We start from the raw sequence: 13,347 nt of genomic DNA, 5'->3' as shown, positions 1-13,347 counted from the left end.
CTGCCCGGCGGCCCGCGCCTGAGGATATTATGATGAGCAACACTCTGCTGGAGAGCGTGGTGAAGAAAAACCGCGCCCGCTTAATCCCCTTTATGCTGGCGCTGTACGTGCTGGCGTTTCTTGACCGTTCGAATATCGGTTTCGCCAAAGAGACCTACCAACTGGATACCGGGCTCAGCAATGAGGCCTACGCGCTGGGGGCGGGGATTTTCTTTGTGGTCTATGCCTTCCTCGGGGTGCCGGCCAATCTGCTGATGCGCAAATTTGGCGCCAGAAAATGGATCGGCTGCACCACGCTCCTGTGGGGCGTGCTGTCGGCGGCGATGGCGTGGGCGGATACGGAAGCGAAATTCCTGCTGGTACGTACCCTGCTGGGCGCGGCGGAGGCGGGCTTCTTTCCCGGAATGATCTACCTCACTTCGCAGTGGTTTCCCCAGCAAAACCGCGCCAGCATTATGGGGCTGTTTTATATGGGGGCGCCGCTGGCCCTGACGCTGGGATCGCCTTTATCCGGTGCGCTGCTGGAGATGCATGGGTTGATGGGCCATCCCGGCTGGTTCTGGATGTTTGTCATTGAAGGCTTGCTCGCCGTCGCCGCGGGAGCGTTCACCTTCTTCTGGCTGGACGATTCGCCGCAGCATGCCCGCTTCCTGAGCATGGAGGAGAAACAGGCGCTGATAAGCGAGCTGGCGCGCGAGGAGGAGAAAAAGATTGCCTCGCGCCTGTCCGATGCGCTGCGTAACGGGCGGGTCTGGCAGCTGGCGCTGATTTATCTGACCATTCAGGTGGCGGTCTATGGTCTGATTTTCTTCCTGCCCACCCAGGTTGCTGCGCTGCTGGGCACCAAAGTCGGCTTCGTTGCCTCGGTGGTGACGGCTATCCCGTGGGTGGCAGCGCTGTTTGGCACCTGGCTTATCCCTCGCTACTCCGATCGCACCGGCGAGCGGCGCAATATTGCCGCCCTGACGCTGCTGGCGGCGGCGGTCGGGATTGCGGTGTCCGGACTGGTGGCGCCGGTGCTGGCTATCATCGCGCTGTGCGTGGCGGCGGTTGGGGTGATTGCCGTGCAGCCGGTCTTCTGGACGATGCCGACGCAGCTGCTGTCCGGCACGGCCCTGGCCGCCGGGATTGGCTTTGTTAACCTGTTTGGCGCCATCGGCGGCTTTCTGGCGCCGATCGTGCGCGTGCAGGCCGAAACTTTGTTCGCCAGCAGCGCCGCCGGACTGTTAACCCTGGCCGGCGTCGCCATTGTCGGGGTGGTCATTATCTTTTCATTGAGCCTTACCCGCGCGGTACCCCAGCGCGGCAGCGTACAGCATTGAATAAAGGAATCGCTATGAACGCACTGTTATCTAACCCCTTCAAACGGGGATTATTACGCGGTGAGACGCAAATCGGCCTGTGGCTGAGCTCCACCTCCTCCTACATGGCCGAGATCGCCGCGACCTCGGGATACGACTGGCTGCTGATCGACGGCGAGCATGCGCCGAACACCATTCAGGACCTTTATCATCAGCTTCAGGCGATTGCCCCCTACGCCAGCCAGCCGGTTATTCGTCCGGTCGAGGGCAACCGCAGCCTGATAAAACAGGTGCTGGATATTGGCGCCAGAACGTTGCTGGTGCCGATGGTCGATACCGCCGAGCAGGCGCGGGAGGTGGTCTCAGCGACCCGTTATCCGCCCATCGGTAGCCGCGGTGTTGGCGCTGGCGTGGCGAGAGCGGCGCGCTGGGGAAGGATAGAGAATTATATGGCGGAGGCGAATGACGAACTCTGTCTGCTGATACAGGTCGAGAGCCGAACCGCGCTGGAGAATCTGGACGCGATTCTTGAGGTGGACGGCATTGACGGGGTGTTTATCGGTCCGGCGGATCTTTCCGCCTCACTGGGTCACCCGGACGATGCCGGCCATCCTGACGTGCAGCGGGTGATCGAGCAGAGCATCCGGCGCATTCGCGCGGCGGGGAAAGCGGCCGGATTTCTGGCGGTCGACCCGGCGATGGCAGAAAAATGTCTTGCCTGGGGGGCCAACTTCGTCGCCGTCGGGGTGGACACCATGCTGTATACCCAGGCGCTGGACCGCCGGCTGGCGATGTTCAAACCCACCTGCGCCCAGCCGCAGGAGAAAGCGAGCTATTAACTATTGATGGCGGAGGCTGGCGCTGGGCTCAGGCGAGCGCTTGCGCCAGTACCGTCAGCGGATGCTCGCAGCGTTTGCGGGTGGACATCTCAATCTGCCACTTGCAGGTCTCGCAGTCGGTCACGACGATGTCGGCGCCGCTCTCCTCAATCTGGCGGAACAGCGGGGCGCCGATAGCCTGGGATACCGCATAATTCTCAGTTTTAAACCCGTAGGTGCCCGCGATGCCGCAGCACTGTGAATCCAGCACCTCCAGCTGCAGGCCGGGGATCAGCCGCAGCAGCTCGAGGGTATACAGCGACCAGCCCATCTTTTCCATATGACACGGGGTGTGATAGACCACCTTCAGCGGCAGCCGGCGCAGCGGTAGCGTCTTGCCGGCATCCAGCTGTTTCCAGATCCAGCGGGTGGCCAGCTCGACCCGATCGCGAAGATCGCTGTTGTCGACATCGAGGAGATGAGGGTATTCATCACGTAGCGTAAAGGTGCAGGTCGAGGAGGTGGCAATGATCGGCAGCGTGTTTTCCCGCATCGCAGCGACGTTACTCTGCGCCTGCTTATGCGCCTTGTCGAAAAAGCCGTTGGCGATCAGCGGCACGCCGCAGCATTTTTCCTTTGATAACAACTGCACACCGGTACCCAGCGCGTTGACGACGCGGATCAGATCCTTACCTAGCTGCGGGTGGTTATAGTTGACGTAGCAGCCATGAAAGAAGACCACCTGCTCAGGATACTCCGCCTGTCTGGCCGCGAGCTGGCGGTAAGCGCGGCGGAAGGTGCCGAAGCCATATTTCGGCAGCGTACGCCGGTGATCGATTTTCAGCGCCGCGTCGAGCAGGCGGCGTACCGGTTTTAAACCGGTCGTGGCGTTGACCAGGGGGGCAAAGGGAGTGGAAAGGGTGCCCATCAGGTCGGTATGGCTGAGGATGGCGTCGCGCAGGGTCGGCTTTTGCTGGCCGTACTGTGCCCGGGCGCGCTGAATGATATCGCCAATTTTCACATCCGACGGGCAGGCAACCTCGCAGCGCTTGCAGTTAATGCAGTACTTCAGCGCCTCGTCGTACAGCGCGCCATCCTTCAGACGCAGACGTTCGCCGTCCGGCCCCGCCTGTTTCGGGCCGGGATAGCGTGGATTGACCCGACTTACCGGGCAGGTGGTGGTACAGACCGTGCACTTAATGCAGCTTTCAAAACGGGTATCGTTCATGGCCGGCCTCCGGCAAGGGCGTGGATCTGTCTGGCGGCGTGCAGCGCGGTGACGGCGCAGACACCGCCGCCACAGCCGAGCTGAATGGCATCGAACCCGCCGAGCAATGAGCCAATGGCGAACAGATTATGGAACGGCTGCCCGTCCAGCAGGGGGCGCAGCAGGGCATCGGTTTTCACGCCGAACCGCTGCCACGGTTGTGAGGCGAAGAAATCGCGCTGGTACCAGCTTTCCCGTGGCAGGGTCTGCTGCAGATCGAGGCCGAGGATCGGCTCGCGCACGCTATCGCGAGTGGCGACAAGACCGTTGCTGAAAAAGCTGCCGCTGGCCAGCACGGTGAAACGCGGACGCAGTGCGACATCGCCGTGATTTCGCGTCCAGACGGCCTCGACGGCGTCCTGCTGATGGCTGATTTTCACCACTTCATCGCCAGCAAGCCAGGTGCCGCCCTCACGAATGAACTGGCGTTGCAGCTGAGAATGTAAACGCATCCCCGGCACCGAAGGCGGCAGCGTCGGCAGCAAACGCAGCGGGCAGGGCAGACGCGTCTGCAGCCAGCGGTACAGGCGATCGTCGGCGAGGCCAAAACAGGCGGGCATGATCAGCAGGTCATGCTGCTGCGCCAGCGGCAGCAGCGCTGCATGCAGGGCCGGCCATAGATTCTCATCATCCAGCACGCGGGCGATGTTAGCGGCGCGAAACTCGGTGGGGTTGTCACGCAGCACATCCAGCAGCGGTAACTCGATTTCCACCGCCGCGGCGGTAACTCCGTGTTGACCGAGTGCAGCGGCGGCGAGATATGGTTGAAAATCAGCAAAACCGCTAACCCCTACCAGGCATACGTGTTGCTGCGCGAAGGGTGCCAGCGGAACCTCTTCCGGCGACAGCCACGCCGGTCGCAACGTCCCCAGCGGGGTCACCCGCAGATGAGGTTGGCGCGCTTCGCCTTGCATGTTCGCGCCGCAGGCGGCCAGCAGGGATTCGGTCTGTGTCGCGTATTCGAGTACCGCCCCGGCGCCGAGCCGGGAATAAGGGTGTTCAGGAAGCTGTTCAGCGAGTTGCTGCAGACCTTGTGCGACGTCAGTAACGTTATCGCCGTTCGGCAGCGCCGAGAGCAGGTCTAACGACGCGGAGGAAAAATGCAGCGCGCTCTGCCCGCGGCTGATAATGACGCTGCGCAGGCCGTACTGATTCAGCGCCAGCCCGCACAACAGGCCGGCGAGCCCGCCGCCGACAATTGCGCAATCAAACTTCATCCTGGTGCTCCTGTGGCAGTCCGCACAGGCCGAGGTAGACCCAGCGGGTAAATTCGCTTTCGCGCAGTGCATCGCCCCAGGCGATGGGCTGAACGCCCTTCCAGCGTTCATTGAGAAACGCCGAGAGCTGGGTTAATGACTGCGCGGGGGTGGTGACGTTAAAGCGCTGCAGCAGTCCGGCAGCGCGGCAGGCGCAGAGTTCCCCCTGGCAGGTGCCCATGCCAATCCGGGTGCGGCGGCGCAGGTCGAGCAGGGTGTTGACCGCCAGGTTTTCCACCGCGTATTTCACTTCGCCAGCGGTAACGGCTTCGCATTCGCAGACCAGGCTACGGTGCTGGCGGCTATCGCCAAGCCAGGCCGGAGTGCGATCGCCGTGACGGTAGACGGCCGAGCCGCGCAGCGGGGTGGGGAGGGAGATAATTTTTTGCAGGGTACTTTCCGTTGGCTCCTGTGAACCGGGCAGCGGGGTCTCGGCCGTGCTACAGGGGGTGGTGTTTCCCAGCTTACGACAGACGGCGTCGGTGGCCCACTCGGCCATCAGGCGATAGGTCATCAGCTTGCCGCCGGTGATAGTAATGAAGCCTTCCATACCGTCACGCTGGGCATGGTCGAGCAGGACGATGCCGCGGCTGACGCTGCGCCCGCTGGGATCGTTATCGCTGGCCACCAGCGGGCGGACGCCGGAGTAGGCGCGGAGGATCCGGGTGCGGCCCATGATCGGCGCCAGCTTTTCGCCTTCGCGCAGCAGGGTATCGACTTCCGCCGTCGTTACCCGGTTGTCGTCAATGTCGTCATAAGGAATATGCATTGAGGTGGTGCCGATCAGCGAGATGGTATCCCCGGGCACCAGAATATCGGCGTCGGCCGGCTTACGGCAGCGGTTGATCACCAGGTTGTTAATCCGGTGGTCAAGGATCAACAGCGATCCCTTCGCCGGGAACATGGTGATGCGCAGGTCGGCATATTCCGCAATGCGCTGCCCCCAGATCCCGGCGGCGTTAACCACCACCCCGGCGTACAGCGTGCGGGCCTGGTGAAGTTGGCGGTCGTATACCTGGACGCCACAGACGCGATCGCCCTGGCGTAGCAGGCTTGTTACTTCGCAGCCGGTAAGGATCTGCGCGCCGTGTTCGCGGGCGTCGAGCATATTGGCCGCGGTGAGGCGAAACGGGTCGATGGTGCCGTCCGGGACCTGCACTGCGCCCAGCAGCGTCGGGTTGACGGCGGGCTCCCGGCGCAGCGCTTCCTGCGGGGAGAGCGGGGTAGCTTCAATGCCGGCCTGCTGGCAGGCGGTGATAAAAGTCTGCTGATACGCCAGGTCATCTTCAGGCAGGGTAATAAACAGACCGCCGGACGGTTCGATACAGTGGCGGGCGATGCGGCGCAGGATGCGGTTCTCACTGATGCATTCGCAGGCGGATTCGTTGTCGGTCACCGCATAGCGGGCGCCGCTGTGCAGCAGTCCATGATTACGGCCGGTGGCCCCGGTGGCGATATCATGGCGCTCAATGAGCAGCGTGCGTAATCCGCGTCGGGCGCAGTCGCGGGCGATGCCGGCGCCGGTTGCTCCGCCGCCGATGATAATGACCTCGCTATCAAGACGTCCCGTCATCTTCAGCTCCTCTGCTTTCGTTTAACGCCATTTAGCCACAATTCATAAGGTTATTGTTTGATTTCGAGCATATTCGCGCGTTATTTGAGCGTGTTATGTGATTTTGTGCTCACAATGGAACGTTTTGTCATATTTCTGTAACAAATTGTGCGATGTTTCACAGTATCAACTCTACGTATTGCCTACTATCGCGACCATATTTGAAGTTGGTGATTAATCTGGGATTTTGTCGTGACGTCAGTAGAAAACAGCAAGGGCCACGGAGGCTGATATGTTAAGTATTTTTAAACCCGCCGCGCATAAAGCGCGTTTGCCAGCAGCGGAGATCGACCCGCTGTATCGTCGATTACGCTGGCAGATTTTCATTGGCATCTTTTTTGGTTATGCCGCTTACTATCTGGTTCGTAAGAACTTTGCCCTGGCGATGCCTTATCTGATTGAGCAGGGCTTCTCCCGTGGCGACCTCGGTTTCGCCCTTTCCGGCATCTCCATCGCCTACGGATTTTCGAAATTCATCATGGGCTCGGTCTCTGACCGCTCGAATCCGCGCATTTTCCTGCCGGCCGGCTTGATCCTCGCCGCGCTGGTGATGTTGGTGATGGGCTTTGTACCGTGGGCGACTTCCAGCATCATGATCATGTTCGTATTGCTGTTTCTTTGCGGATGGTTCCAGGGGATGGGCTGGCCGCCGTGCGGCCGGACCATGGTGCACTGGTGGTCGCAGAAAGAGCGCGGTGGGATTGTCTCGGTGTGGAACTGCGCGCATAACGTCGGCGGCGGTATTCCGCCGCTGCTGTTCCTGCTGGGGATGGCGTGGTTTAACGACTGGCACGCGGCGCTGTATATGCCGGCTTTCGGCGCGATCCTGCTGGCGATTTTTGCCTTCGCGATGATGCGCGATACCCCGCAGTCCTGCGGTCTGCCGCCGATCGAAGAGTATAAAAACGACTATCCGGATGACTATAGCGAAAAACACGAAGAAGAGCTGACGGCGAAGCAGATCTTTATGCAGTACATTCTGCCGAACAAGCTGCTGTGGTACATCGCTATCGCTAACGTCTTCGTTTATCTGCTGCGCTACGGCATTCTCGACTGGTCGCCGACCTACCTGAAAGAGGTCAAACACTTCGCGCTGGATAAATCCTCCTGGGCCTACTTCCTCTATGAGTACGCGGGGATCCCGGGCACGCTGCTGTGCGGCTGGATGTCGGACAAAGTGTTTAAAGGCAACCGCGGCGCGACCGGCGTGTTCTTTATGACCCTGGTGACCATCGCCACTGTCGTTTACTGGCTGAACCCGCCGGGTAATCCGGGCGTGGATATGGCCTGTATGATTATTATCGGCTTCCTGATCTACGGCCCGGTGATGCTGATCGGTCTGCATGCCCTCGAGCTGGCGCCGAAAAAAGCCGCCGGTACCGCCGCGGGCTTCACCGGCCTGTTCGGCTATCTTGGCGGTTCCGTGGCGGCGAGCGCCATCGTCGGCTACACCGTCGATTTCTTCGGCTGGGACGGCGGCTTCATGGTGATGATCGGCGGCAGCGTGCTGGCGGTTATCCTGCTGGTTATCGTGATGCTTGGCGAGCGTCGTCATCATCAACAACTGAAACAAGCCTAAGGAGCGACGATGAACATGAAACTCACCGCGCTAATGAGCGGCATGATTTTGGCCAGTTCGGCACTGTGCTTCAGCGCTGTCGCAGCGGAGAAAATGGTCATCGCCCACCGCGGCGCCAGCGGGTATCTGCCGGAACATACCCTGCCGGCGAAAGCGATGGCTTACGCTCAGGGGGCGGATTACCTTGAGCAAGATCTGGTGATGACCAAAGACGACCGGCTGGTGGTGTTACACGACCATTATCTCGATCGGGTGACTGACGTTGCGCAGCGTTTCCCGCAGCGGGCGCGTCAAGATGGCCGTTTCTACGCCATCGACTTTACCCTGGCCGAGATTAAGTCGTTGAAGTTTACCGAAGGTTTTGAGCCGAAAAATGGTAAGAACGTGCAAACCTATCCCGGGCGTTTCCCGATGGGCAAATCCGATTTTCGTATTCATACCTTTGAAGAGGAGATTGAGTTTGTCCAGGGGCTGAACCATTCGACGGGTAAAAATATCGGTATCTACCCGGAAATCAAAGCGCCGTGGTTCCACCATCAGGAAGGGAAAGATATTGCTGCCAGTACCCTGAAAGTGCTGAAGGAGTATGGCTATACCAGCAAGCAGGATAAGGTTTATCTGCAGTGCTTTGACGCCAACGAGCTCAAACGCATCAAAAATGAGCTGGAACCGGAGATGGGCATGGATCTCAATCTGGTGCAGCTCATCGCCTACACCGACTGGAATGAAACTCAGCAGAAACAGGCGGACGGTAAATGGGTGAACTACAGCTATGACTGGATGTTTAAGCCGGGAGCGATGGCGCAGATCGCGCAGTACGCCGACGGTATCGGCCCGGATTACCATATGCTGGTAGCGGAAGGCTCGAAGCCGGGCGCGGTGAAGCTGACGGCGATGGTGAAAGAGGCGCATGCCAGCCATCTGCAGGTGCATCCGTACACCGTGCGCGCGGATCAGTTGCCGGAGTACGCCACTAACGTTAATCAGCTCTATGACCTGCTGTATCACCAGGCGGGCGTCGACGGCTTGTTTACCGATTTCCCGGATAAAGCGGTGCAGTTCCTGAACGCTAAACGCTAAAAAGCCGGGTGGCGGCTACGCCTTACCCGGCCTACGGTCTGGCTGAAACTGCCGGTGTTGGTGGCCTCAAAATCGCTGAGACGTTCCCGGCAGGCCGGGGCAGCCCGCATGGATGCGGCCAGAGCCCGGGAGTACAGAGGGCGGCGGCGACTGGCCGCCCTCTGTGCGCTCCCTGCGCCACGGAAAACATATTGCATAAAAATTAACCGGGAGCGCAATATCCTCTGAAGCGACACGCGATAAACGTTTTTCTCAAGCGAAAAAGTTGCAAACCGATAACAGTATCTACGAACTGCGGTTTTGTAGGTCAGGTAAGCGTAGCGCCACCTGACAAGACTACATCTCGATCTCAATATCGCCTTTCGCCCGGCAGCAGCAGGGCAAAATTTCCCCCGGCTGGATAAAGGCCAGCGGCTCGGTCAGCCAGTCAACCTGGCCGGAAACCAGACGCGTGCGGCAGGAACCGCAATAGCCTTCGCGGCACTGATATTCCACATCGATATTATGCGACTCCAGCGCAGCCAGCAGGGAAGGGTGTTCATCCTGACACTCAAGGCGAGTGTCAGAGATTTTCAGGAAAATCCGCTTCATTACAGCTGGAAGTTGCTCAGGTCGTCGGCATCGACTTCAGAATCGATCTGGCCGACGAGATACGAGCTGACCTCTACTTCCTGCGGCGCCACCTGGACGTTATCGGAGACCAGCCAGGTGTTGATCCATGGGATTGGGTTGGAGCGGGTCTGGAATGGCAGATCGAGGCCCACTGCCTGCATGCGGATATTGGTGATGTACTCGACGTACTGGCAGAGAATATCTTTGTTCAGGCCGATCATCGAGCCGTCGCGGAACAGATAGTCCGCCCACTCTTTCTCCTGCTGCGCCGCCAGCACGAACAGGTCATAGCACTCCTGCTTGCACTCTTCGGCGATTTCCGCCATCTCCGGATCGTCGCTGCCGGAGCGCAACAGGTTCAACATATGCTGGGTGCCGGTCAGGTGCAGCGCTTCATCGCGAGCGATCAGGCGGATAATTTTGGCGTTACCTTCCATCAGCTTGCGCTCGGCGAAAGCGAAGGAGCAGGCGAAGCTAACGTAGAAGCGGATCGCTTCCAGCGCGTTGACGCTCATCAGGCACAGATAGAGTTTCTTTTTCAGCTCGCGCAGATTCACGGTCACGGTTTTGCCGTTGACGGTGTGGGTGCCTTCGCCCAGCAGGTGCCAGTAGCTGGTCATTTCGATCAGCGAATCGTAATAGTGAGAGATGCCTTCCGCACGTTTCTGGATCTGCTCGTTGGTCACGATATCGTCGAACACGGTCGCCGGATCGTTGACGATGTTGCGGATGATATGGGTGTAGGAGCGCGAGTGGATGGTCTCGGAGAAAGCCCAGGTTTCCACCCAGGTTTCCAGCTCCGGGATGGAGATCAGCGGCAGCAGCGCGACGTTCGGGCTGCGGCCCTGGATGGAGTCGAGCAGCGTCTGGTACTTCAGGTTGCTGATGAAAATATGTTTTTCATGTTCCGGCAGCGCCTGGTAGTCGATGCGATCGCGGGAAACGTCAACCTCTTCCGGGCGCCAGAAGAAGGAGAGCTGCTTTTCAATCAGCTTTTCAAAGATGTCATATTTTTGCTGATCGTAGCGGGCCACGTTAACCGGCTGGCCAAAAAACATCGGTTCCAGCAGCTGATCGTTTTTCGTCTGTGAAAAAGTGGTGTATGCCATTGAAGTGAGTCCTGTTGAAATGTATTGCCCGGCGGTACTACGTTGGCCGGGCCTACACAATCGTAGGCCGGGTAAGCATCGCGCCACCCGGCAAAAATAACTTAGATCTTACAAGCGCCGCTTTCGCAGCCGTCGTCCTGGATGGACGGGGCCAGGTCATCCTGAGCGTCTTCTGCGCCATCACGGGTGTTGTGATAGTACAGCGTTTTGACACCGAATTTATAGGCGTTGAGCAGGTCTTTGAGCAACTGCTGCATCGGCACTTTTCCGGACGGGAAGCGCGTCGGATCGTAGTTGGTGTTGGCAGAGATCGACTGGTCGATAAACTTCTGCATGATACCCACCAGCTGCAGATAACCGTCGTTGTTCGGCATTTCCCACAGCAGCTCATAGGCGTTCTGCAGATTTTCGTAATCCGGCACCACCTGGCGCAGGATACCGTCCTTGGACGCTTTGATACTGACGTGGCCGCGCGGCGGCTCAATGCCGTTGGTGGCGTTGGAGATCTGCGATGAGGTCTCGGACGGCATCAGTGCGGAGAGCGTGGAGTTACGCAGACCGTGGGTTTTAATGGATTCGCGCAATGCTTCCCAGTCGAAGTGCAGAGATTCGCTGACGATGCCGTCCAGGTCTTTCTTATAGGTATCGATCGGCAGGATACCCTGCGCATAGGTGGTTTCATTGAACCACGGGCAGGCGCCCTGCTCGATAGCCAGCTCGTTGGAGGCCTTCAGCAGGTAGTACTGAATCGCTTCGAAGGTTTTGTGCGTCAGGTTGTTGGCGCTGCCGTCGGAGTAGCGTTTGCCATGCTTCGCCAGATAGTAAGCGAAGTTGATCACGCCGATGCCCAGCGTACGACGCCCCATTGCGCCGCGTTTGGCGGCCGGGATCGGGTAATCCTGATAGTCCAGCAGCGCATCCAGGGCACGCACCGCCAGCACCGCCAGCTCTTCCAGCTCGTCTAGGCTGTCAATCGCGCCGAGGTTGAAGGCCGACAGGGTGCACAGCGCGATTTCGCCGTTTTCGTCGTTGACGTCTTCCAGCGGTTTGGTCGGCAGGGCAATCTCCAGGCACAGGTTAGACTGACGCACCGGGGCGACCACCGGATCGAACGGGCTGTGGGTGTTGCAGTGGTCGACGTTCTGGATATAGATGCGGCCGGTAGAGGCGCGCTCCTGCATCATCAGCGAGAACAGCTCAACGGCTTTAATACGCTGCTTGCGAATGCTGTCGTCCTGCTCGTACTGGGTGTACAGGCGCTCGAACTCGTCCTGATCGGCAAAGAAAGCGTCATACAGGCCCGGGACATCGGAAGGGCTGAACAGGGTAATGTCGCCGCCCTTCAGCAGACGGGTGTACATCAGTTTGTTGATCTGCACCCCGTAGTCCATGTGACGAACGCGGTTGGCGTCGGTACCGCGGTTGTTTTTCAGCACCAGCAGGCTTTCCACTTCCAGATGCCACATTGGGTAGAAGAGGGTCGCCGCGCCGCCGCGAACGCCGCCCTGCGAGCAGGATTTCACCGCGGTCTGGAAATGTTTGTAGAACGGAATGCAGCCGGTGTGGAAGGCTTCGCCGCCACGGATCGGGCTGCCCAGCGCGCGAATGCGCCCGGCGTTGATGCCGATACCGGCGCGCTGGGAAACGTATTTCACAATCGCGCTGGAGGTGGCGTTGATGGAATCCAGGCTGTCGCCGCACTCGATCAGCACGCAGGAGCTGAACTGACGGGTTGGGGTGCGCACGCCGGACATGATTGGCGTCGGCAGCGAGATTTTAAAGGTCGATACCGCGTCGTAGAAACGCTTAATGTAGTCCAGACGGGTTTCGCGCGGGTAGTTCGAGAACAGGCAGGCAGCCACCAGAATATAGAGGAACTGCGCGCTCTCATAAATTTCGCCGGTAACGCGGTTTTGTACCAGATACTTGCCTTCCAGCTGCTTAACGGCTGCGTAGGAGAAGTTCATGTCGCGCCAGTGGTCGAGGAAACCGTCCATCTGCTGGAACTCTTCTTCCGTGTAGTCTTCCAGCAGATGATGATCGTATTTACCCTTCTCGACCATCTTCACCACGTGATCGTAGAGCGCCGGCGGCTCAAACTGGCCGAAGGCTTTTTTACGCAAATGGAAAATCGCCAGACGCGCGGCGAGGTACTGGTAATCCGGCGCGTCGCGGGAGATCAAATCCGCGGCGGCTTTAATAATGGTTTCGTGGATGTCCGCGGTTTTGATGCCGTCATAGAACTGGATATGGGAGCGCAGCTCTACCTGGGAAATCGAAACGTTATTCAGTCCTTCTGCCGCCCAATCCAGTACGCGATGGATTTTGTCGAGATTGATGCGCTCGGTGGTCCCGTCGCGCTTTGTCACCAGCAGACTCTGATTCATGTGGATTTTACCTGTCCGTGAAAGAAAATATCCCCCGTTTATCCACAGAAGGCCGTTGTGACTAACTCTGTGGATAAATACTATATGTAGGGGGTTGTCGATAAAAGAAACGCTATATGGTGAGTATTTTAGTAAGGAATCTTTTGAGTACAAGGGTTGATTTTGACGTTAAATTGAGGTTGCGGAAGGGTAATAATCCGCAAGTCCACGTCGCATAAGGCCTGGAGAAGAAGTCAATAAAACAGAAAAAAAAATGAAAATTTGATCGAGTGCTGATTTCTTCATCGGAAGAAATAATCACGCGGCTTGATGCCGCGCAATCATCA

10 protein-coding genes are annotated in these 13,347 nt (G+C 58.8%); 4 read left to right on the top strand and 6 right to left on the bottom strand.

What is annotated here, in order from left to right; all coding sequences use genetic code 11:
- The first annotated feature begins 32 nt into the window (after positions 1 to 32).
- Together AS136_RS07550 and yfaU are read left to right on the top strand one after the other, a co-directional pair.
- Complete coding sequence (locus AS136_RS07550; RefSeq protein ID WP_032691232.1) at positions 33 to 1,322, top strand: MFS transporter; 1,290 nt, start codon at positions 33 to 35, stop codon at positions 1,320 to 1,322.
- A gap of 14 nt (positions 1,323 to 1,336) precedes the next feature.
- Entirely contained in the window at positions 1,337 to 2,140 is an 804-nt protein-coding gene (gene yfaU / locus AS136_RS07545) for a 2-keto-3-deoxy-L-rhamnonate aldolase (RefSeq protein WP_012540990.1), read from the top strand.
- A 28-nt stretch (positions 2,141 to 2,168) separates the two neighbouring features.
- On the opposite strand, the gene glpC is transcribed toward yfaU, so the two are convergent.
- Genes glpC through glpA form a run of 3 tightly spaced genes read right to left on the bottom strand, consistent with a single transcriptional unit; the run spans position 2,169 to position 6,215 of the window.
- Positions 2,169 to 3,347 (bottom strand): anaerobic glycerol-3-phosphate dehydrogenase subunit GlpC, encoded by a 1,179-nt coding sequence (gene glpC, locus AS136_RS07540; RefSeq protein ID WP_023323049.1) that lies wholly within the window; start codon positions 3,345 to 3,347, stop codon positions 2,169 to 2,171.
- Positions 3,344 to 4,603 carry a glycerol-3-phosphate dehydrogenase subunit GlpB gene (gene glpB, locus AS136_RS07535; protein WP_023323048.1) on the bottom strand — a complete coding sequence of 420 codons (1,260 nt, stop codon included), beginning with the start codon at positions 4,601 to 4,603 and terminating at the stop codon, positions 3,344 to 3,346. Before glpB ends, glpC begins: the two co-directional genes overlap by 4 nt.
- Positions 4,593 to 6,215 carry an anaerobic glycerol-3-phosphate dehydrogenase subunit A gene (glpA, locus tag AS136_RS07530; RefSeq protein ID WP_023323047.1) on the bottom strand — a complete coding sequence of 541 codons (1,623 nt, stop codon included), beginning with the start codon at positions 6,213 to 6,215 and terminating at the stop codon, positions 4,593 to 4,595. Before glpA ends, glpB begins: the two co-directional genes overlap by 11 nt.
- Before the next feature lie 271 nt (positions 6,216 to 6,486).
- Here glpA and glpT point away from each other — a divergent pair, with 271 nt between their 5' ends.
- On the top strand, positions 6,487 to 7,833 hold the full coding sequence (glpT, locus tag AS136_RS07525) for a glycerol-3-phosphate transporter (RefSeq protein WP_002913019.1): 1,347 nt from the start codon (positions 6,487 to 6,489) through the stop codon (positions 7,831 to 7,833).
- 9 nt (positions 7,834 to 7,842) lie between these two features.
- Positions 7,843 to 8,913 carry a glycerophosphodiester phosphodiesterase gene (gene glpQ / locus AS136_RS07520; protein ID WP_023323046.1) on the top strand — a complete coding sequence of 357 codons (1,071 nt, stop codon included), beginning with the start codon at positions 7,843 to 7,845 and terminating at the stop codon, positions 8,911 to 8,913.
- 336 nt (positions 8,914 to 9,249) lie between these two features.
- On the opposite strand, the gene yfaE is transcribed toward glpQ, so the two are convergent.
- The 3 genes from yfaE to nrdA form a co-directional block, all read right to left on the bottom strand.
- Entirely contained in the window at positions 9,250 to 9,504 is a 255-nt protein-coding gene (gene yfaE / locus AS136_RS07515) for a class I ribonucleotide reductase maintenance protein YfaE (protein ID WP_002913017.1), read from the bottom strand.
- Positions 9,504 to 10,634, bottom strand: coding sequence for a class Ia ribonucleoside-diphosphate reductase subunit beta (gene nrdB / locus AS136_RS07510; protein ID WP_004140835.1), 1,131 nt, complete (start codon positions 10,632 to 10,634; stop codon positions 9,504 to 9,506). Before nrdB ends, yfaE begins: the two co-directional genes overlap by 1 nt.
- A gap of 101 nt (positions 10,635 to 10,735) precedes the next feature.
- Positions 10,736 to 13,021, bottom strand: coding sequence for a class 1a ribonucleoside-diphosphate reductase subunit alpha (gene nrdA / locus AS136_RS07505; RefSeq protein ID WP_008803972.1), 2,286 nt, complete (start codon positions 13,019 to 13,021; stop codon positions 10,736 to 10,738).
- Positions 13,022 to 13,347 lie beyond the last annotated feature (326 nt).

The organism is Klebsiella sp. D5A, assembly GCF_001620885.1.
GTDB lineage: Bacteria > Pseudomonadota > Gammaproteobacteria > Enterobacterales > Enterobacteriaceae > Klebsiella > Klebsiella variicola.
The sequence above is the reverse complement of the archived record's forward strand: the minus strand, read 5'-3'. Positions and strand labels throughout refer to the sequence as shown.

Coding starts and splice junctions, on each gene's coding strand:
- AS136_RS07550 (WP_032691232.1), top strand. CDS start 33: ATGAGCAACACTCTGCTGGAGAGCGTGGTGAAGAAAAACCGCGCCCGC.
- yfaU (WP_012540990.1), top strand. CDS start 1,337: ATGAACGCACTGTTATCTAACCCCTTCAAACGGGGATTATTACGCGGT.
- glpC (WP_023323049.1), bottom strand. CDS start 3,347: ATGAACGATACCCGTTTTGAAAGCTGCATTAAGTGCACGGTCTGTACC.
- glpB (WP_023323048.1), bottom strand. CDS start 4,603: ATGAAGTTTGATTGCGCAATTGTCGGCGGCGGGCTCGCCGGCCTGTTG.
- glpA (WP_023323047.1), bottom strand. CDS start 6,215: ATGACGGGACGTCTTGATAGCGAGGTCATTATCATCGGCGGCGGAGCA.
- glpT (WP_002913019.1), top strand. CDS start 6,487: ATGTTAAGTATTTTTAAACCCGCCGCGCATAAAGCGCGTTTGCCAGCA.
- glpQ (WP_023323046.1), top strand. CDS start 7,843: ATGAACATGAAACTCACCGCGCTAATGAGCGGCATGATTTTGGCCAGT.
- yfaE (WP_002913017.1), bottom strand. CDS start 9,504: ATGAAGCGGATTTTCCTGAAAATCTCTGACACTCGCCTTGAGTGTCAG.
- nrdB (WP_004140835.1), bottom strand. CDS start 10,634: ATGGCATACACCACTTTTTCACAGACGAAAAACGATCAGCTGCTGGAA.
- nrdA (WP_008803972.1), bottom strand. CDS start 13,021: ATGAATCAGAGTCTGCTGGTGACAAAGCGCGACGGGACCACCGAGCGC.